The following is a 20,881-nucleotide window of genomic DNA, read 5'->3' as shown; positions in this document are numbered from 1 at the left end:
GATGTACGGACATCACCATTACCGATATTGTAACGGTAGGCTATCCGAACTTCTTTACCCCGAATGGTGATGGAGTAAACGATACTTGGAATATTTGGTCGTTAGCTGATCAGAATAATGCAGAAATTCATATATTTGACCGTTATGGGAAATTAATTAAACAGATTACTCCTATTGGTGACGGTTGGGACGGAACTTTTGGCGGACAGTTGTTACCATCGACCGATTACTGGTTTACAGTTAAATTTAATGAAAACGGAACTGAAAGATTATTTAAAGCACATTTCTCTTTAAAACGATAACCACTCATGAATGTTATTAAAAAAAGTTGTTTATTTATTGGACTTTTATTGTCGCAAATCTCTTTCTCTCAAGAAGGAATTGCAGTTTATTCGGATTATTTATCGGATAACTATTATTTAATTCACCCGTCAATGGCTGGAGCAGCTAATTGTGCAAAAGTGCGCGTTACTGCCCGTCAGCAATGGTTTGGAACAGATGATGCTCCAAGTTTACAAACGGTAAGTTTCAACACGTCATTGGGCGATAATCAGACTTCAGGATTTGGAGCTATTGCTTATAACGACAGAAATGGATATCATTCTCAAACTGGAGCGAAGATAACTTATGCCCACCATATTCGTTTTGGAGGGGATTTAAATATGCTTTCGTTTGGTATGAGTGCCGGAGTGGTTCAGAGTGTTTTGGACGAGACAGAATTTAATATTATTGAATATCCGGATCCAACTGTAGCAGGAACAATAAGAGGAAAATATACTTATTTCAACGTTGATTTAGGGATGTCTTATCATTTGAGTGATTTTTATACCCATGTTTCCATTAAAAATGCAGTTGCTAACGAACGAAAAATTTATTCGGATGTGGAGAGCGATAACTTGAGAAAATTAATTTGGTCTGCAGGCTATACTTTCGGTAATGATGAGACTTTTCAATGGGAGCCGTCTTTTATGTTTCAGTTAACTCAAGAGACGAAAGAGAAAGCTATCGACTTGAATATGAAGGTTTATAAAACCATGGAGGATTTTGGTAAAGTGTGGGGAGGCTTATCTTATAGAAGAAGTTTTGACGGAACACAGTATTTAAGTGGAGGTGGTGTAAAAGAGCAAAAATTGCAGTACATCACACCAATCATCGGTGTAAATTATAAAAACTTTATGGCTGCCTATACGTATTCGTATTTAACAGGAGATATTAAGTTTGACAACAGTGGATTCCATCAAATTACAATTGGATTTAACTTCAACTGTAAGAGAGATCCTTACCACTGTAACTGTCCGGCGGTTAACTAATTTTAAACAGTATAAGTCCCGATTCGTCGGGACTTTTTTTATTATGGGATTAATTAAAGAAGTTCGAGGAAAGTATCCTCAAATACCGGAAGATTGCTATGTAGCCGAAAATGCCACGATAGTTGGTGATGTTACTTTTGGTAATTCCTGCAGTGTTTGGTTTAATGCGGTAGTGCGCGGTGATGTGCATTCTATCAGCATAGGGAATAAGGTTAATATTCAAGATGGGGCAGTGATTCATTGTACTTACCTGAAACATCCGACTGTAATCGGGAATAATGTTTCGATTGGACACAAGGCAATTGTACATGGTTGTACCGTTCAAGACAATGTGCTGATCGGAATGGGTGCGATTGTGATGGATAATTGTGTAATCGAAAGCAATTCGATAGTGGCAGCTGGTTCGGTTGTGACGCAAAACACCATTGTGGAATCCGGGACGATTTACGCGGGTATTCCTGCCAAAAAGGTAAAAGATATCAATGCTTCTGATTTTGCAGGAGAAATCGAAAGAATATCGAATAATTACGTAATGTATTCGTCTTGGTTTAAAGAAGATTAAAAATCTTTTTCGAAAACCATATCGCTAAAACCTAAAATTGATTTTAAAACAGTGCTGTCGCTGTTGGTATAAAAAACCTGTTTGTTTTTTTCTTTGGAAAGATTCAGCAGGTTATTTTTTTCTAAAACCTTTTTGGTTTGCTTGGCAACCGCTTCACCCGAATCGATAATTTTGATATGCTTCGGAATAATTTTTTTAATCTGCGGAATCAGATACGGATAATGTGTACAACCCAAAACCAAATAGTCAATATTGGCTTCGACCATAGGTTCCAGATATTCTTTTAGTAATTGCGTCATTTCATCGGAAACCATTTTTCCGTCTTCAATCAATTGAACCAAACCATAGCCGATTTGTTCCACGATTTTTACATCGGAGTAAGTTTCCACCGCCCGATTGAATAATTCGCTGTTAATGGTGCCTTTGGTGGCTAAAATACCTATGGTTTCGGTTTCAGATAAATGCGCTGCGGGTTTTATCGCTGGTTCAATACCGATGAAAGGAATGTCAAAACGATTCCTAAGTTCTTTGATGGCATTGGTGGTAGCAGTATTGCAAGCAACGACAATCATTTTACAGCCTTTTTCAATTAGAATCTCACTGTTTTTGATGCTTAAGGCAATAATTTCTTCTTTGGATTTCTGCCCGTAGGGAGCATTTTTACTATCCGCAAGGTAAATCGTGTTTTCATGAGGAAGGAGTTTATGGATTTCTTTCCATATAGAAGTGCCTCCGATTCCGGAATCAAAAATACCAATAGGATTTGCGTTGCTCATAAAAACAAATGTAAAAAATAACTGCCCTTGACAAAGAGCAGTTTTATATTTTATGAAAAAATTATAAGATTAGAATCCTAATTCTTTTTTAACATCAGCCAATAAGTTTGGACCATCTGCTAAAATTACACCGCTTCCAGTTGTAGAATCCAAAACATACTGGTATCCTTTTGCTTTAGCAACTTTTTGGATAGCATTTTTAGCTTTGTCCATGATTGGTTTTACCAAATCAAGTTCTTTTTGCTGCAATTCTTTCTGAGCTGTTTCTCTGAACTGTTGAATACGCTGACCCATATCTTGCATTTCTTTTGCACGGGTTTCATTCACTGCTTCACCTACAGTTGCAGCTTCTGATTCGTATTTTTTCATTTTGTTTTGGTACTCCGTTACCAAAGTATTGTATTCTTTGTCGTAAGTTTCACCTACTTTTTTAATTTGTGCCTGAGCAGTTTTCATTTCTGGCATTGTAGTCATCAATTCCTGAACATCAATATGAGCTACTTTTGCTTGTGCAGAAATCGTTTGGCTAGCTCCTAAAAACAAAGCAGCTGCAATAAGTAAAGTTTTAATTTGTTTCATCGTTTTCAATAGTTAATTAATCTTCTTTTTTGTTTTCTTCAGTCTTCTTTTTTTGCGCTTCTTCACGCTCTTTTTTTGCCTTTTCTCGGTCTTCTAATATTTTTTTGCGTTTCTCTTCCAGAACTTTTTTGCGTTCGTCTAAGATGCGTTGTCTTTCTTCAGCGGTTGCTTTCTTTTTGGCTTCTGCTTCTGCTTTTTTGGCTTCAACTTCAGCTTTTTTATCGTCTACTGTGTTTTCTTTTTTTGAATCTGCAGTAGTGTCATCCGTTGTGTTTTCTTCTTTTTTGGCGTCTACACCTTTTTTCTTGGCTTCGCGTTCTTCCAGTAATTGTTGGCGACGGTCTTCAATTGCTTTTTTCTTTTCCTCAATCGCTTTTTTACGATCTTCTATGATTTTCTCACGCGCTGCTTTTTTCTCTTCCAATTTGCGTTGACGCTCAATCTGGTCCGGATTTTCAGCGGCCATATCATCTAAAGCATCTTGTTTTTCCTGTTCTTTCAGTTGTTTTTTAGTCAACTGCTCTTTTTTCTGAGCTCTGGTCAATTCTCGTAAAATTCGATCACTCAAATCAAAACGCTGGTTTGCAAACAACATAGTCATATCGGATGCTTTGTCAAAAATGAAATCGTATTTCATTCGCTCGCCAATATCCTGAACCGCATTGAAAACTTGGTCTTGAATCGGTTTTACCAAAGTGGCTTTCTGAATCATCAAATCGCCGTTCGGACCAAATCTTTTTTGCTGGTAATCTAACATTTCTTTTTCAAGGAACGCAATTTCTTCTTCTCGTTCTTCAATCAACTCTTTGGTCAGAAGCACTTTTTCGGTGTTTAGGTTCTCCTTCAGCTTGTTGATTTCCGTTTTTTTAACTTCAATTTCCTGTTTCCAGGTTTGTGCTTTTTGCTCTAAAAGGTTTTTCGCCTCGGCATATTCAGGAGCTTTCTCCAGGATATATTCCATATCAACATATCCTACTTTTACTCCTTTTCCCTGTGCATTTACACCTAAAGATGCAAGTGCTATGAGTGCAGTTAAAAAATATTTTTTCATAACTAATAAGTTTAGTTCAACTATCGTGCCAAATCTTAAAATTGTTGTCCAATAATAAAATGCGTTTGCCATCCACTCTTTTGTGTATCTCCCGGAACAGCGTCAAATCCATGACCGAAATCAATTCCTAACAATCCGAAAGCTGGCATAAATACTCGTAATCCAAACCCTGCAGAACGTTGTAATGCAAACGGGTTGTATTCTTTAAACGAACCAAAAGAGGAACCCGCTTCCATAAAGGTTAAAGCATATATTGATGCTGACGGTTTTAAGGTAATTGGATAACGTAACTCTAATGAGAACTTGTTATAGATTGTACCCCCAATTTGTTGCCCGTAACGTGACGAAGTAGGATCTGTAATAACAGGAGAAAGGGATTGATTAGGATATCCTCTTAACTGAATCATTTCACGACCATCCATTGAGAAGTTCGCTAATCCATCACCACCTAAATAGTATCGCTCAAATGGTACCAAACCTCTATCCTGATTGTATGCCCCTAAAAATCCAAATTCGCCTAAAGAACGCAGTACTAATTTATCATAAATTTTTGTATACCAGTCCGCTTTGAACTTAATTTTATAATATTCTAACCAACTGAAACGTTTTTGGTCCACTTTTCCTTGGTCAGCAGCAGCTTTTGTATAATCACTTGAAGGAATATAAGTTCCAGGGATTAAAACAGGTTGTCCGTTGCTGTCAATATATGTTCCGGCTGGGTAGGAATGGGTGTTTCCATCGGCACCTACGTAATATCCAGTTGATGTTGCTTTTAATTTGTTTTCTTCTAGATTTCCAAGATTTCCGTAATCAACACCATTAAATAGAGAGTATGGCAATGTAAATTTCGCTGAAACAGAGAACTCGGAACCATATGTTGGATAGATAGGGTTGAATCCTTTACTGTTTCTGGACAATCCTAATGTGAAAGCTAAGTTTCTGGACGATCCATTACCAAATGTAAACAATCCTGTATTGTAATTGTTTAAGTCATAATATTGGAAAGCAGCACTACTTGAAAACACAAAATAGTCATCGGGAACTGAAAGTCGTTTTGCAAAACCAACGGAAAGTGTTGTAATGTTAAAACTCTGATTGCGATCTACATCACGGGAAGAATAGTTGTATAAAAACTGCTTACTGTGTGATAAAGAGGTTGAAAAACTAATTGGTTTTTTCCCGCCTAACCATGGTTCAGAGAAAGACAAGCTATAGGTTTGGAAATAAGAGCTTCCTTGCAAACGTAAAGCCATTTTTTGTCCGTCTCCCATTGGAAGTGGTTTGTAGGCTTCTTTGTTGAAGATGTTCCTGATGGAGAAATTGTTGAACGAAAGTCCTAAGGTTCCAATGAAACCACCGCCACCATAACCACCCTGTAGTTCTACCTGGCTGGATCCTTTTTCAACAACGTTGTAATTGATGTCAACTGTACCATCTGCACCGTTTGGTTTAACATCAGGTTGTAATTGTTCCGCATCGAAATAACCTAATTGACCTAACTCACGGATGGTTCTCACTACATTTTCTTTGCTCCATTTTTGGCCCGGTTTTGTACGCAATTCACGATAGATTACGTGGTCATTGGTTTTGTCGTTTCCGGTAACAGTTACGTTGTTGAAATAAGCGATTGGCCCCTCTGTAATTCGGATTTCAAAATCGATAGTGTCGTTTTCGGTCTTAACTTCTACGGCATTGATGTTCGAGAATAAGTAACCGTTGTTTTGATACAGATTAGTCATATCATCTGCATCTGGATTTTTTGTATTGGCTATACGTTCGTCTAAAAGTTTTGAATTGTATACATCGCCTTTTTGAATACCCAATACACGTTCCAGTTGTTGGTTGGTGTAAATCGAATTACCCAAATAGCGAATGTCTCCGAAGTAATGTTTGCGTCCTTCTTCCACTTTTAAGTCGATGTCAACTGTGTTTTTTTCTTTGTTGTAAGTGACTTTTTCTTCCACAACACGAGCATCACGAAAACCTTTTTCTTTGTATTTATCAACGATGGAAGTCAAGTCTTCGTTGTATTTTTCTTTAATGAATTTCGACGATTTGAAAATACGCATCGGATTCATAAAGCTTTTCTCTTTGGTGTTAGACATAGCTTTTTTAATCTTACTCGTTTTCATTTCCGAATTTCCGGTAACATTAATGTTGCTGATACGGACTTTACTGCCACGATCAACATTGATGACCATATTAACATGATTATCCAAGGTGTCTGGAACCGTATTAATGGCTACTTTAGTATTGTAGTATCCGTTTTTCTTGTATTTGTTTTCGATGTAGTTTTTGGTAGTCGTCAAAAGGTTTTCATTGACAACCTTGTCTTTGTTCAAGTCGTTGTCTTTGATAAGCTCGTCAATTTTACCTTTTTTAACACCATTGAATTTTACTTCGTTCAACTTCGGAAGTTCGTTAATGCTTAATTCTAACCAGATGCTGTCATTTTGCACGCGGTCCACATAAAAATTAATGTCGTTGAAAAGCCCTAATTTCCACAGTTTTTTGATGGCATTACTGATTTCGTCACCAGGAACGGTAATGGCTTGGCCTTTTTCCAGACCGGCGAAAGTAATTACGGTTTGTTTGTTGTAGCTGATTTTTCCAGTTACATCAACATCGGCAAGTGTATATTGTTTTCCGGCTTCAGGTAAGTTGGTTTCCTGAGCTTTAAGAGTACTTATGCTTCCTAATAATAAAACAGCAAAAAACAACTTCGTTGCTTTTTGTAATACGTTGGGGTTATTTAATTTGTTCACTCGTTTTTCCAAATCTTCGTTCTCGTTTCTGATAACTGATAATTGCTTCATACAAATCGTTTTCTCTAAAATCAGGCCATAACACATCGGTGAAATAGAATTCTGCATACGCAATCTGCCAAAGCAAAAAGTTGCTGATTCTGTGCTCACCGCTGGTTCGGATTACCAAATCTACGTCAGGTAAATTTTGCGTGTAAAGATGCTGATTAATAATTGATTCGTCAATATCAGTACTTGAAATTATATTATTTTTAACTTTATCGCTAATTTTTCGTACAGCCGAAATGAGTTCTTCCCTTGAACCGTAGCTCAAAGCAAGGGTTAGCGTCATTCGGGTATTGTCTTTTGTTTTTTCAATAACGTCCATTAATTCTTTGCGGACTCCAGCCGGTAAATTTTCAAGATTTCCGATGGAATTTAAGCGGATGTTATTGTTCTGAAGGGTTTTCAATTCGCCTTTCAAAGAAGAAATTAGAAGTTTCATTAAAGTATCGACTTCTAACTTTGGACGGTTCCAGTTTTCGGTTGAAAAAGCATAAAGAGTTAGGTTTTCAATTCCTAATTTCGCACAGGTTTCAACAGTTTGACGTACGGCTTTGGTTCCGTTTTCGTGACCAAAAGCGCGCAACATTCCTTTCTGTTTGGCCCAACGACCATTGCCGTCCATGATGATGGCCAGGTGTTTGGGTAAATTCTCTTTGTTGATCGTAGTTTCTAAACTCATCTTATTCTGCGCAATAACACGGATTTTGTCCAAAAGTATACGTTAACGTAAAGCCGGTAAAAACGTACCAATCTTTACTGTTCAGGTTTCCGAATTGGTAAGCCGAATACTCCTCGTTTTTCGGATTACTTCCGTCTAAATTGTCGGTAAACGTGTATCGGATTCCGGTTTCCAGACCTAATACAAATTTGTCGGCAATTCGGGTTTTAAAACCTACAGTCATCGGTATGGCCAAGGCGTATTCCGTATCGTCAATTTTGGTCTCTCCGTTCAATACGTATAATTCATCGTATCTGAAATAACTCAAACCGGTGTGAACATAAGGTGTGGCAATCCATCCGCTGTCGTGCAAGTTGAAATCGAAAAAATTGAATTCCAATCCCGCTGACAGTTCTTTGATTTCATTCTCAAACTGAAAGCCTCTTTGTTTACGTGCCGGGCTGTCCGAATCAGCATCTTTCGAGGTAATTTTTCCTTGTGTATAGGAAAATCTCCAGGAATGACGCATGCTTCGGTTCCATTTGTACAAAACCCCAAAACTCAATTCTTTCGGTGCGATGTAAGTCGTTGGGCCTACATCTCCAATATAATTACTCCCTCCTAAAAATAAACCTAACTCGTTAATTTGAGCTTGGGCTCCGTTGTATAGTAGAAATGAGAAAATTAGTATCGCAATTTTGTTCATTTTGTTAAAATAGTGTGCAAATATAACAATATAGATTTCTTTACCGCTTCTATAGGTATATTTTCACGTTGATTTATTGATAATTTATCTGATGTTTAGTAACTAACGCCAATTTTGCGGGTGTAGTATACCGAATCGTAAATTATCAGTTTCGTTTGTCTTCGCCCCAAAGCAGTTTGTTGCGTAAGGTTTTTAGGAAGGTTTCATTGGGGAATTCCACCATGTTGATGGTAAAAGGCGCTTTTTTGATGTGCACTTCGTTTTCGTTGTCGATGGTTTTGGTTCCCGAATCGAGCGATAACAAAAATTGTGGTTCTCTTCCGGATACTTTTAATTTAATTTCTGTTTCATCTGAAATGATTAATGGACGCACATTTAAATTATGCGGAGCCATTGGAGTAATGACCAAACAATTCGATTCCGGCGTAATTACCGGACCACCACAGCTTAAGTTGTAACCAGTGGAGCCGGTTGGTGTGGAAATGATTAGACCATCTGCCCAAAAGGAAGTTAAGTATTCGCCGTTCAGCCACGTTTCAATCGTAATCATGGAAGTGGTGTTTTTTCGGGAAACCGTAATTTCATTTAGAGCAAAATTCAAATCGAAGATATCGCATGGATCGGGGTAACATTCTAAACTCAAAAGAGAACGCTGGGATAGCTTGTAATTGTTTTCGAAAAGATTCGGTAACAAACTTTCAATAGCATCCTGCTGTACGTTGGCCAAAAAACCAAGTCTTCCGGCATTAATACCAACAATCGGAATGTTTTTGCTTTTGACGAAAGTCGCAGCACGCAACATAGTTCCGTCGCCACCAATACTGATGAAAAAATCAAATGTATTGTTCAGTTCGGTATGATTGCTGAAGATTTCAAAAGTATCTTCTAAAACGTTATTTTCTTTCAGAATTTGATAAAAATTAGCTTCAAATACCGCTTGTGCATTGTATTTTTTTAAAACGCTAAAAACTTTGTGCAGAATATCGGCGGTTTTTTCCGGATAGTATTGTCCGTAGATGGCTAATTTCATAAAATGACTAAATGTTTAAATATTTGTCCAGATAATCGGAACGGTCTTTTAAATTGTTGATGTAGGCGTCTTCCTGATGTTCGCTGATAATTTCATAATTGTAACGACGAAACGACTGAATAATTTCATTCATGCCTCCCAAACTCATTTTCAGCGTTACCTGAACTTTATTAAGGTCAGAATAGGAAATGAAAGCGCCTAAAAGTTTGGCATTGTTACTTTCTACAATTTGGGCAATTTCTCCCATGCTGTAATCGCGGATGCCTTTTTCGACTACTAAAATTCCGCCGTCTTCTCTCAAAAAAGGCGTTTCATGGAAAAACCGAATAACGTCTTCCATTTCATAGTAGCCCATGTAATTGTTTTTCTCGTCTAAAACCGGTACTAAGTTAGTTTCGTTCTTGGCAAAAACTTCCAAAACGTCCAGCCAGCTCATTTTGTTGCGTACAAAAAAGCGGTCGAAATTGAATCGGAATTCACCAATTTTTCGGTCAGGATCTTGTAGGTCAGCATCTTCTGCGTTAGTGCAGCCGATGTAAACACCATCTTCCAAAACCGGAAAATGGCTAAAAGGCAAATTCAGGAAAATGTCCTGAGCTTTCTCTACAGTATCGGTAACCGACAAGGCGTTTATTTCACGGGTTATATAGGCTGTAATTTCATTCATGGGAATAATTTCGAAATCGAATGCAAAATAATCAAAAAATAGGACATTTCCGCTTAATTATACTTTGTATTTTTGTGAGGAAATATTTTTATCATGACAAAACTATCTGTAAATATCAATAAAATTGCCACGTTGCGAAATTCCCGTGGCGGAAATGTGCCTGACCTGCTTCAAGTAGCAAGAGATGTTCAAAGATTTGGAGCCGAAGGGGTTACGGTGCATCCAAGACCTGACGAGCGTCATATTCGTTATCAGGATGCTCGCGATTTAGTGTCTGTAGTACATACGGAATACAATATTGAAGGAAATCCGCAGCACAATTTCATCGACTTGGTTTTAGAATGCAAACCGACCCAGGTTACGTTGGTTCCCGATGCGATTGGCGCTTTAACGTCTAATGCGGGTTGGGATACGGTAACGCATCAAGCGTATTTGAAAGAAGTTATTGCGGAATTCAAACGCAACGGCATCCGAACTTCCATTTTCGTGGATCCGGTTTTGGCGATGATTGAAGGGGCAAAAGAAACTGGAACTGACCGAATTGAGCTTTATACAGAAGTTTTTGCGCACCAATACGGTTTAGGAAATAAAGCAGCAATTCAGCCGTATTCGGAAGCAACCAAATTAGCCGGAGAATTAGATTTAGGGGTTAATGCCGGACACGATTTAAGTTTGGACAATATTAAGTTCTTCAAAGATAATCTGCCAAATTTGTTGGAAGTTTCCATCGGTCACGCGCTTATCTCAGAATCTTTGTATCTCGGATTGGAAAATGTGGTGAACATGTACTTACAAAGACTGAAATAATGGAATTGTACTCAAGAATCGAAGGCGGAGGAGCGCCGTTGTTAATCATCCACGGATTTTTAGGAATGTCGGACAACTGGAAAACCCTTGGAAGCCAATTTGCGGAATTGGGTTATCAGGTTCACATGCTCGACATGCGCAATCACGGAAAAAGTCCGCACAGTGAAGAGTTTAGCTATCAGATGATGGTTCAGGATATTGTAGACTATTGTCAGCAGCATAATTTGCAAAAAGTAAATTTGTTAGGGCATTCTATGGGAGGGAAGATTGTGATGTTTTTTGCGACCCAATTTCCGGAAATGGTTGAAAAACTTATCGTAGCCGATATTGGCCCAAAATATTACGCGCCGCACCATCAGAAGATTTTAGCTGGTTTAACAGCAGTTGATTTTTCGTTGCAGCCCAGCCGTTCAGAAGTGGAAGCAACTTTGTCACAATACATTTCAGACTTCGGAACCAAACAATTTCTCTTGAAAAATTTATACTGGGAAACGCCTGGACAATTGGCTTTTCGTTTTAATTTGGATGTTTTTAATCGTAAAATTGAAACTATTGGAGAAGCGCTATCTTTTGAGGCAACATTTTTAAATCCAACATTGTTTTTACGGGGAGACAAGTCGGATTATATCTTGGATTCCGATTTTGAAACTCTTTATCATCACTTTCCTGAAGCGGAAATTGTCACCGTTAGAAATGCCGGACATTGGCTGCATGCTGAAAATCCGAAAGACTTTTTTGATTACGTGGCGAACTACCTGAAAAATTAATGCCTGAGAAGAATTTTTAAGAAAGTATTAGGAAAGCATAACATTTTTCTTAAAAATATTGTAAAATCCATATTTTGTTATAAATTTGGGAAGCTTATTATGGTAAGAACAAAGAAAAACTAACACTATTTATTTAATTATGAGAAAACTATTATCGCTAACTTTATTGGCTTTGGCAGGAACTTCGGCATTTGCAGGAGGATACCGTGTGAGCTTACAGGGGCAGAAGCAACTGGCAATGGGGCATACGGGAGTAGCTGTGGTGAACAGTGCGGAGTCTGCATTTTTTAACCCGGCCGGATTGTCTTTTTTGGAAGATAAATTCAATCTTTCTGTTGGAGCTAATGCTTTATTTGCAAAGACTAAATTCCAAAACGAAACGTATAACTGGAAAAACTCAACAGAGAACATGGGTACGCCTTTTAATATCTATGCTTCTTACAAAATCAACAAATGGTTAACAGCAGGTTTAGCGGTTTATACGCCATATGGAAGTGCTGTTGAATGGGATAAGGATTGGGAAGGTTCTCACTTGGTAAATAATATTGATTTACAGGCAATTTATGTACAGCCAACATTGTCCATTAAAGTAAGTGATGAGTTTAGTTTTGGTGGAGGTCCTATCTATGTTACAGGTTCAGTTGAATTCAACAGAAACTTAAGTAGAAGTTTAACAGATGAAAATGGAGTGCGATCAAATGTTACTTTAGACGCAAAAGGAATTACAGCTTGGGGATATACCGCAGGATTCATGTTTAATCCTTGTAAAGACTTGCGTTTAGGATTTAACTACCGTTCTGAAATTATTATGGAAGCTCGTGGTGGTAATGCAGATTTCAGTAATGTGCCTGTTTTACTTCAACAAGCAGCGGGTCTTACGGATACGCAATTTGATGCAGATTTACCTTTGCCAGCCGAAATTACTGCTGGTTTGTCTTATAATATAACTGACAAATGGATGATTGCATTCGATTATAACAGAACGTTATGGAGAGCTTATGATGCATTAGTTGTTGATTTTGCAAATTCTGCACCAACATCAAATAATCCAAGAAATTACCACGATACTAACACGTATAGAGTGGGTACGCAGTACAAAGCAAACGACAAATTTACGTTCAGAGCGGGATGGTATAAAGACGAAAGTCCTATTTCTGCAGGTTATTTTGCGCCAGAAACACCGCGTAATGATGCAACTGGTTATACGGGAGGTTTAACATATCAGGTAACTAAAAAATTAGGAATTGATGCATCATTCTTATACTTACATTTTGATGAAGTAGATGCTTCTTACGATCATTATCAAGAAGGAGGGAATTCAGTGCCATTTGGTGGAACATACAAAAGTACAGTATTTTCTCCAGGTGTTGGTTTGACCTATAGTTTCTAATACATTTAAAGAAAAACAATTATGAAAAATAAATTTTTATATTTTGCTGTGTTAGCAGCTATGGGTTTAGCTTCGTGTGAGCCTGAATTTGAAAACGAAATTTCAGACGCATCTTATTCGAAAGGAGATGCTGATTTCACAAGTTACGTTGCTTTAGGGAACTCTTTGTCTGCTGGTTATATTGATGGTACTGTTTCTAAAGGAAGTCAGCAATATTCATTTCCTAATATGCTTTCTCAACAATTTGCAATAGTTGGAGGTGGGGAATTTACACAGCCGGATTTTTCAATGGATGCGAACAATATTGGAGGATTGCTTTTAGGAGGAAACCCGATTTTAGATCCAATGTCTGGAGCGAACTTGTTTCCAACACGTATGGTTTTTGATGAGTCTGAGTTAAGGCCGGAAAATCTTAATGCAACTTCAACTAATGAAGTTTCTGCGTTACAGGCTAAAGCATATCATAATATGGGTGTGCCAGGTATGAAATCATTTCACGCAACTTTTTCAGGTTACGGAAGTTTGACTGGTTTAGGAACAGGAACTGCGAATCCTTGGTACGTACGTCATGCAACGTCAGCTTCTGCGACTGTTTTGGGTGATGCTATGCAAATGAATCCAACATTCTTCACCAACTGGATTGGAGATATGGATGTGTTGGCTTATGCTACTTCTGGAGGTGTAGGGTCAACTGCAGGTACGGGAGCTAATGACATTACACCTATGTCTGTGTTTGTTCCTTCTTATGATGGTGTTTTAAATACATTGACTGCCAATGGGACAAATAATGTAAAAGGGGTTTTGTGTACGATTCCTTACGTAACGTCAATTCCTTATTTTACAAGAATTCCTTATGCGCCGGTTCAGGCTGAGGTAATTAATGCTAATCCTCAGGCGCCACTTTTGGTTGCGCTTTATCAGTTTTTAGCTGTAGCTACTAACGGAAGAATTATGCCTTTGAACACAGCCGCTGGAGCAATGAATCCTGTAATTATTGTTGATGAAGATTTAACTGACTTAAGTGCTCAGATTTCAGCATACGCGGCAGGTTCTGGAAACCCATTGTTGGTGTCTAATGCGGCAACTTTAGGGGCGGTTTATGGAAGAGCTAGACAAACAACCGCTAATGATTTGATTGTGTTGCCAGCAAGTGGTGTTATCGGACAGACAAATGCTAATCCTGCGCCATTCAATATCAATGGTCTAACTGCGCCTTTGGCTGATCGTTGGGTGTTGACTCAAATTGAGGTTGGACATGTAACAACTGCTACTAATGCAATTAATACGCATATACGTTCTAAAGAATCGGCGAACATTGCCATTGCAGATATGAATCTTTTCATGCAACAATTGGCTTCGCCAACCGGATTAACAGTAGAAGATGGAACAGTTTACAACGCTCAATATTTCAACGGAACAAATATTGGTTCGGTGTTATTCTCTCTTGATGGAGTGCATCCAAACGCTAGAGGGTATGCTGTAATTGCTAATAAAATTATTGGGGTGATTAATGAGCATTTTAATGCAAAATTACCTTATAAAAACTCAGCAAGTTATCCAGGAGTTCATTTGGTAACTTCAAACTAATTTGTTTGAGAAAAACATATAAAAGCGCTGAATTTTCAGCGCTTTTTTTATCTTTACTAGAAAAGCTATCCTATGAAAAATTTACTGATACGTTTATTAATTACTACTGTATTGATAGTGGTTTTGTCTAATTTTTTACCGGGCATTCAGGTTGGAACCATTAAAACGGCGCTAATTGTCGCAGTAGTTTTAGGTTTGTTGAATACGTTCTTAAAGCCGATATTGGTTTTCTTTACGTTGCCTATTACGTTGTTAACCTTAGGTCTGTTTCTTTTGGTTATAAACACCGCTATGGTTTTACTGGCCGATTATTTGATTGATGATTTCAGTGTGGCCACGTTTGTTAATGCTTTTATTTTTAGTGTTGTACTTTCGTTAAGTCAATGGATTTTGAATCTGTTTGTTGGGGATTAAAGAAATTAAACCCTATTGAAATACAATTAGTTAAAAACTTGGTTGGGTTGTAAAAATTCTATAATTTTGCAACCCAATTTTAGTATGTAAATAAAAAGATAATGAATATTACAAGAAACAACGTAGATGCGTTAAATGCAGTAGTAACGGTTGAGGTTACTAAAGACGATTATGCAGGTCAGGTAGAGAAAGTATTGGCTGATTACCGTAAAAATGCTAGCATTCCGGGATTCCGTAAAGGAGCTGTGCCGATGAGTTTGATTAAAAAACAGTACGGTAAAGCAGTTTTGTTGGATGAAGTGAACAAGTTGTTGCAAAATTCATTAAACAATTATTTGGTAGAAGAGAAATTGGATATTTTAGGAAATCCGCTTCCAAAAGTAACCGAAGATTTCGATTGGGATACTGATAACTACAAATTCGAATTTGAATTAGGTTTAGCACCAGATTTCAAAGTTGATTTAACAGGAAAAAATAAAATCACAAAATACACTATCGTAGCAGACGATCAAATGATTGATGAGCAGGTAGAGCGCATTCAGAAGCAATTCGGAAAATTAATTTCTAAAGAAAAAGCAGAAGAAGGTGACGATTTAAGAGGAACTTTTTCTAACGAAGAGAAAGGAATCAACAATACAGTAAACATTAATTTAGATGCTTTCAAGAGAAAAACCGACATCAAAAAATTCGTTGGTAAGAAAGTTGGTGATGTGGTAACAGTTGGAACCAAAGGTTTGTTCGACGACGATCACAAATTGATGGATTTCTTAAAAGTTGATCATGATGATGTTCACGGTTTGGATATCGATGTAAACTTCACTATCGAAGAAATCAATACTTCTGAAAAAGCAGAATTGAACCAAGAATTGTTCGATAAATTATTCGGAGCTGGAAATGTGTCTTCAGTAGAAGAATTGAAAGGTAAAATCAAAGAAGATGCAGAGCAACAATTCGCTACTCAAGCAGACCAGAAATTCTTAAATGATGTTACGGAATTCTTGATTGAAAATACCAAATTCGAATTGCCGGCAGGATTCCTTAAAAAATGGATTCAGACAGTAGGTGAGAACCCACTAACGGAAGAGCAGGCTGAAGAAGAGTATGCAAAATCTGAAAACGGATTGCGTTACCAATTAATCGAAGGAAAAGTAATCACAGAGAACAACTTACAAATCACTTTCGAAGATTTGAAAGCGTACACATCTACTTTGATTAAAAAACAAATGGCACAATTCGGACAAATGGATCCGACAGATGCGGATGTAGAAAACATCGTTGCTCGCGTAATGTCAAACCAAGAAGAAGTAAAGCGTTTATCGGAGCAAGTAATGAGCGAGAAGATGTTGAACTTATTCAAAGAGAAGGTTTCGGCAAAAGCTAAAGAAGTTTCTTATCAAGACTTTATTAAAGAAATGTACGGAGAATAATTTCTCGTAAAAAATAGTTATATTTGAGCGTCAGACTTTGTAGTTTGGCGCTTTTTTTTAAACTTAGAAACTACTTTTTTATATGAACTACGGTAAAGAATTTAAAAAATATGCCACGAAACATCACGGGGTAAACAGTTTGTACTACGATAAAATTGTCGGAAGTATGACACCATATATTATTGAAGAGCGTCAGTTGAATGTAGCTTCGATGGATGTGTTTTCCCGTTTGATGATGGACCGAATCATTTTCTTGGGAACAGGAGTTGATGATTATGTAGCAAACATTATTCAAGCACAATTGTTGTTTTTGGAAAGTGTGGACGCATCAAAAGACATCAGTATTTATATCAATTCACCGGGCGGAAGTGTGTATGCCGGTTTAGGAATTTACGATACGATGCAATTTGTAAAACCTGATGTAGCAACTATTTGTACGGGTATGGCGGCTTCGATGGGAGCGGTTTTATTGTGTGCCGGAGCAGACGGAAAACGTTCGGCTTTACCACATTCTCGTGTGATGATTCACCAACCATCTGGAGGTGCGCAAGGTGTGGCAACTGATATGGAAATCAACTTGAAAGAAATGTTGAAACTGAAAGAAGAATTGTATCAGATTATTTCTCAACATTCCAATCAGCCTTACGATAAAGTATACAAAGACAGCGAAAGAGATTACTGGATGATTGCAGCAGAAGCAAAAGAATACGGTATGATCGACGAGGTTTTAACAAGAAATAAATAAAACGAACGCGGCAATAATGTCGCTCAGAAGGAGAGAATATGGCGAAAGAAGTTTTAGAGTGTTCTTTTTGCGGACGTAAAAAGCCGGAAACCAATCTGTTAATTGCCGGAATCAATGCGCATATCTGTGATAAGTGTATCGAGCAGGCACATGGTATCGTGTTGGAAGAATTGAAGCAAAGCGGACATTCAGCCCAACTGGCAGATTTAGTATTAAGCAAACCGAAAGAAATCCGCGCGTTCTTAGACCAATATGTGATTGGTCAGGATCAAACGAAGAAAGTATTGTCGGTAGCGGTTTACAATCACTACAAGCGATTGTTACAAAAGCAATTGGAAGATGAGGTTGAAATCGAAAAGAGCAACATCATCATGGTGGGGCAAACCGGAACGGGAAAAACGTTGGTAGCCAAAACCATTGCCAAAATGCTGAACGTGCCTTTGGCGATTGTAGATGCAACAGTTTTAACAGAAGCAGGTTATGTAGGTGAAGATGTGGAAAGTATCTTAACCCGTTTGTTACAAGCGGCAGATTATGATGTTGCCAAAGCAGAGCGTGGTATCGTTTTCATCGACGAGATTGATAAAATTGCACGTAAAAGTGACAATCCTTCAATTACAAGAGATGTGTCCGGAGAAGGCGTGCAACAGGCTTTGTTGAAGTTATTGGAAGGAACTGTGGTAAATGTACCGCCAAAAGGAGGTCGTAAACATCCCGATCAGAAATTTGTGGAAGTTAATACGCAAAACATTCTTTTCATTGCCGGTGGTGCTTTTGACGGGATTGAGCGCGTTATTTCCAAACGTTTGAACCGTCAGGCGGTAGGTTATGGCTCTTCAAAAAGTTCCGATTCGATTGACAAAGACAATTTGTTACAGTATATAATTCCGAAAGACATTAAAGATTTTGGATTGATTCCGGAAATTATCGGACGTTTGCCGGTGTTGACTCACATGGATCCGTTAGACCGAGAAACGCTTCGTGCCATTTTAACCGAGCCGAAAAACGCTTTGGTAAAACAGTATAAGAAGTTATTTGCCATGGACGACGTTGAGTTTTCGATGACTGAAGACGCTTTGGATTTTATCGTAGATAAAGCTTTGGAATACAAATTAGGTGCTCGCGGATTACGTTCGTTATGCGAAGCTATTTTAACCGATGCGATGTACGATTTACCAGGTTCAGACGAAACTGAACTGATTATCGATAGAGAATACGCGGAACATTCGCTAAGTAAGAACTTATTGCAGCGTTTGCAAGCTGCTTCTTAAAACGAAAAAAACCGAGCAACGCTCGGTTTTTTTAATCAAAAAATATTTCTTCGGAAAAGTCAAGAACTTCTGCTTCAGTGAATTTGTTTCGAATTTCATCCATGCCTTTTGTCAGTAACAATTCTGTGGTAAATTTTCTGCTGATACCATGAATGTGACCGTTATAAATCATTTTAAAGAAGAACTTTCCTGCAGGTGTTTTGAATTTTAAAAAAGAAACCGTTTCTATTCTGGTTTTTAGAAAATGGATGTCTTTTTCGCATTCTTCTTTGGTTTTATAGCTTTGGCTGGTAAGCAAAGTTTTCCCCTTTCGAGAATTGAATTCGAATTTAATTAGGCCGTTTTCTTTTTTACTTATCGTGAAAGTTCCCATAATGTATAGTATCATGCAAAAATAGAAAAGTCCCGAAATATTCGGGACTTTTTATTAAGCTACGCGGTGCGTTTCTTTCTTTTTTTGGATATCGGATTTTACATATCGCGCTTTGCAGTTCCATCCGCTTGAGCATGAGGCTAGGCTAAAAACAATAGCTCCGACCAATACTAATTTTTTCATTGTTGTGTTGTTGTTATTTAATTAAGAATTCAATTCTACGGTTTAAGCTATCTTCTTTTTCAGAACATTTTGCACCACAATCAAATTTCAACTGAGATTCTCCGAAACCTTTAAATTCTAAACGGTCTTTCGAAATTCCTTTCTTAACAAGGTATTCGTAAGCTGACTTAGCGCGTTTCTCAGATAAAGTCATGTTGTAAGCATCAGAACCTTTAGCATCCGTGTGCGCGTTAATCGCGATTTTCATTTCCGGATTTGTGTTCAATACTTCGATGATTTTGTTCAATGATAACTCAGATTCTTTCTTAACTGAAGCTTTGTTGAAGTCGAAATAGATGTTCTCGATTACGATAGTGTTGTCGATGATTTCAGCTTTAGTTTGGTTCATTGCGATAACTTCGTTGTAGTTGTTGTTTTCGCTGCTCCAAGCTCTGAAGATTGACTGGTTATTGTCGTATCCATCTTTCTCTGCTGTAATGGTGTACTGTGTTAAAGGCTCAACCGCTAGACTAATTTTACCGTTTTCGTCTGTAGTTGTAGTTTTGATGATTTCACCAAATTCGTTAGCAATTACAACATTGGTGTTAGGTAATGCAACTTTAGAGTTTGTTTCTACAACAAGTGCGTTTAATTTTTGATTTAAACGAGTTAATTCAAATTTGTAAACGTTATAATCTTCTTTATTGTTGTTTTTGTTAGATGAAACATACCCTTTGTTCGGACCGCTTAAAATGAAAGCTACTTCATCATTGTTAGTGTTTAAAGTGTTTCCGATGTTTACACGATTGGTAACTCCGTTATCAGTCATAGAAGCTCTGAAGATGTCGTAACCTCCGTAGTTTTCATGTCCTTCCGAAGAGAAGAAAATATAACGACCGTTGGTGTATGGGTGTTTTTCGTTTGCAGCACTGTTGACAGTAGTACCTAAATTTGCGATGTTGCTTAAGGTTCCATCCGCTAAAACATCCGCAGCGTAAATATCGTAACCTCCAAAACCACCTGCCATATCCGAAGCAAAGTACATTTTTGTTCCTTCAGCGTTCATAGAAGGTGTTTCGATTGAGAAATCTCCGTTGATGGCTAATTTCTGAACATCTTTCCAGTATCCTTTTACTTCCAAATCTAGAGTGGCTTTATACAATTCAAATTGATTTGTGTTTTCTGCTTTAGCACGTGTTAAGTACATAGTTTTTTGATCAGGAGAAAATGCTACACCGCCTTCGTTAGTTTCAGAGTCTAAAATTTTTGAAAAAACGATTGGATAAGATAAGTTACCGTATTTGTCGATATTGGCGCAAAAAAGGTTGTTATTGGCGTTATTGTTTTCGTTTGTAGTTACTTTGGCAAATCCTCTTTTTTTATTAGAAAGGATTAGGTATTTGTCCATAAAGAATGTAGAACCCACCTCTGACATTTCTGTGTTAATACCAGAATCATTGATGATGAAGTTTAATCCGGTGGTTTCCAGTTTAGAAGAACTTACTGTTTTATTGCTGTTTTTTGTGTTTTGACCTCCTTGGGCAACTGCAATTGTTGAACTGATTAAAGAGGCAAGCAATAAAAGTGCTTTAGTTTTCATTATTTGTGGTTTTTTGTGGTTTTTGATTATTTTTTTAGCAAAAATTCAAATTCGCTTGCAAAGGTAGTCCTTGTATTATATAATCATTAAATAATCGTTAAACTGCACAAAAATTCGTTAATCTGCATTTTTAACAAAATAGAGTAAGAAAAAAGAGTTATAAAAAAAACAGTTGTAGTTGTAACAATA

Annotated in this window: 22 protein-coding genes; 11 read left to right on the top strand and 11 right to left on the bottom strand. The window is 37.5% G+C overall.

From position 1 onward, the window contains the following. The 3 genes from RUH60_RS06455 to RUH60_RS06445 form a co-directional block, all read left to right on the top strand. On the top strand, positions 1-302 hold a 302-nt coding region (locus RUH60_RS06455; protein ID WP_313806576.1), incomplete at its 5' end, for a T9SS type B sorting domain-containing protein. A 6-nt stretch (positions 303-308) separates the two neighbouring features. After that, positions 309-1,310, top strand: a complete 1,002-nt coding sequence (locus RUH60_RS06450; RefSeq protein ID WP_313806574.1) for a type IX secretion system membrane protein PorP/SprF — start codon at positions 309-311, stop codon at positions 1,308-1,310. 43 nt (positions 1,311-1,353) lie between these two features. Next, entirely contained in the window at positions 1,354-1,872 is a 519-nt protein-coding gene (locus RUH60_RS06445; protein ID WP_313806572.1) for a gamma carbonic anhydrase family protein, read from the top strand. On the opposite strand, the gene murI is transcribed toward RUH60_RS06445, so the two are convergent. From murI to RUH60_RS06405, 8 genes are all read right to left on the bottom strand, one after another. Next, entirely contained in the window at positions 1,869-2,648 is a 780-nt protein-coding gene (gene murI, locus RUH60_RS06440; RefSeq protein WP_313806570.1) for a glutamate racemase, read from the bottom strand. The genes RUH60_RS06445 and murI overlap by 4 nt on opposite strands. A gap of 69 nt (positions 2,649-2,717) precedes the next feature. Further along, positions 2,718-3,227 carry an OmpH family outer membrane protein gene (locus RUH60_RS06435; protein WP_313806568.1) on the bottom strand — a complete coding sequence of 170 codons (510 nt, stop codon included), beginning with the start codon at positions 3,225-3,227 and terminating at the stop codon, positions 2,718-2,720. A gap of 16 nt (positions 3,228-3,243) precedes the next feature. Beyond that, the gene (locus tag RUH60_RS06430) at positions 3,244-4,278 is read right to left on the bottom strand and encodes an OmpH family outer membrane protein (protein WP_313806566.1); all 1,035 of its coding nucleotides are present in this window, start codon (positions 4,276-4,278) and stop codon (positions 3,244-3,246) included. Between the two features lie 35 nt (positions 4,279-4,313). Beyond that, complete coding sequence (locus RUH60_RS06425; RefSeq protein WP_313806564.1) at positions 4,314-7,094, bottom strand: POTRA domain-containing protein; 2,781 nt, start codon at positions 7,092-7,094, stop codon at positions 4,314-4,316. Beyond that, positions 7,027-7,767 (bottom strand): isoprenyl transferase, encoded by a 741-nt coding sequence (locus RUH60_RS06420; RefSeq protein ID WP_313806562.1) that lies wholly within the window; start codon positions 7,765-7,767, stop codon positions 7,027-7,029. Before RUH60_RS06420 ends, RUH60_RS06425 begins: the two co-directional genes overlap by 68 nt. A 1-nt stretch (position 7,768) precedes the next feature. Beyond that, positions 7,769-8,452 carry a DUF6089 family protein gene (locus tag RUH60_RS06415; RefSeq protein WP_313806560.1) on the bottom strand — a complete coding sequence of 228 codons (684 nt, stop codon included), beginning with the start codon at positions 8,450-8,452 and terminating at the stop codon, positions 7,769-7,771. 145 nt (positions 8,453-8,597) lie between these two features. After that, complete coding sequence (locus RUH60_RS06410; protein ID WP_313806558.1) at positions 8,598-9,482, bottom strand: NAD kinase; 885 nt, start codon at positions 9,480-9,482, stop codon at positions 8,598-8,600. A 7-nt stretch (positions 9,483-9,489) separates the two neighbouring features. After that, positions 9,490-10,149 (bottom strand): CBS domain-containing protein, encoded by a 660-nt coding sequence (locus RUH60_RS06405; RefSeq protein WP_313806556.1) that lies wholly within the window; start codon positions 10,147-10,149, stop codon positions 9,490-9,492. A gap of 93 nt (positions 10,150-10,242) precedes the next feature. Here RUH60_RS06405 and RUH60_RS06400 point away from each other — a divergent pair, with 93 nt between their 5' ends. The 8 genes from RUH60_RS06400 (at position 10,243) to clpX (ending at position 18,557) form a co-directional block, all read left to right on the top strand. Further along, entirely contained in the window at positions 10,243-10,956 is a 714-nt protein-coding gene (locus RUH60_RS06400; RefSeq protein ID WP_313806554.1) for a pyridoxine 5'-phosphate synthase, read from the top strand. Beyond that, a complete protein-coding gene (locus RUH60_RS06395; protein ID WP_313806552.1) occupies positions 10,956-11,723 on the top strand; it encodes an alpha/beta fold hydrolase in 768 nt (255 codons plus the stop codon). Before RUH60_RS06400 ends, RUH60_RS06395 begins: the two co-directional genes overlap by 1 nt. A 139-nt stretch (positions 11,724-11,862) precedes the next feature. Continuing rightward, entirely contained in the window at positions 11,863-13,113 is a 1,251-nt protein-coding gene (locus RUH60_RS06390) for an OmpP1/FadL family transporter (protein ID WP_313806550.1), read from the top strand. Positions 13,114-13,134: 21 nt separating this feature from the next. Further along, on the top strand, positions 13,135-14,700 hold the full coding sequence (locus tag RUH60_RS06385; protein WP_313806548.1) for a G-D-S-L family lipolytic protein: 1,566 nt from the start codon (positions 13,135-13,137) through the stop codon (positions 14,698-14,700). Between the two features lie 72 nt (positions 14,701-14,772). Further along, a complete protein-coding gene (locus RUH60_RS06380) occupies positions 14,773-15,114 on the top strand; it encodes a phage holin family protein (protein ID WP_313806546.1) in 342 nt (113 codons plus the stop codon). Between the two features lie 101 nt (positions 15,115-15,215). Then, positions 15,216-16,541 carry a trigger factor gene (gene tig, locus RUH60_RS06375; RefSeq protein WP_313806544.1) on the top strand — a complete coding sequence of 442 codons (1,326 nt, stop codon included), beginning with the start codon at positions 15,216-15,218 and terminating at the stop codon, positions 16,539-16,541. 82 nt (positions 16,542-16,623) lie between these two features. Continuing rightward, complete coding sequence (clpP, locus tag RUH60_RS06370; protein ID WP_313806542.1) at positions 16,624-17,286, top strand: ATP-dependent Clp endopeptidase proteolytic subunit ClpP; 663 nt, start codon at positions 16,624-16,626, stop codon at positions 17,284-17,286. A 38-nt stretch (positions 17,287-17,324) separates the two neighbouring features. Next, entirely contained in the window at positions 17,325-18,557 is a 1,233-nt protein-coding gene (gene clpX, locus RUH60_RS06365; protein ID WP_313806540.1) for an ATP-dependent Clp protease ATP-binding subunit ClpX, read from the top strand. Positions 18,558-18,588: 31 nt separating this feature from the next. On the opposite strand, the gene RUH60_RS06360 is transcribed toward clpX, so the two are convergent. The 3 genes from RUH60_RS06360 to RUH60_RS06350 are packed head-to-tail and all read right to left on the bottom strand — an operon-like array spanning position 18,589 to position 20,692. Next, positions 18,589-18,945, bottom strand: a complete 357-nt coding sequence (locus RUH60_RS06360) for a hypothetical protein (RefSeq protein WP_313806538.1) — start codon at positions 18,943-18,945, stop codon at positions 18,589-18,591. Between the two features lie 39 nt (positions 18,946-18,984). Then, positions 18,985-19,113: a hypothetical protein gene (locus RUH60_RS06355; RefSeq protein WP_313806536.1), complete on the bottom strand. Its 129-nt coding sequence runs from the start codon at positions 19,111-19,113 to the stop codon at positions 18,985-18,987. A gap of 13 nt (positions 19,114-19,126) precedes the next feature. Next, complete coding sequence (locus RUH60_RS06350; protein WP_313806534.1) at positions 19,127-20,692, bottom strand: OmpA family protein; 1,566 nt, start codon at positions 20,690-20,692, stop codon at positions 19,127-19,129. Positions 20,693-20,881 lie beyond the last annotated feature (189 nt).

It is taken from the genome of Flavobacterium sp., assembly GCF_032153895.1.
In the GTDB taxonomy this organism is placed as follows: domain Bacteria; phylum Bacteroidota; class Bacteroidia; order Flavobacteriales; family Flavobacteriaceae; genus Flavobacterium.
Note: the sequence above shows the minus strand (reverse complement) of the source record. Positions and strands in the feature narration are given on the sequence as shown.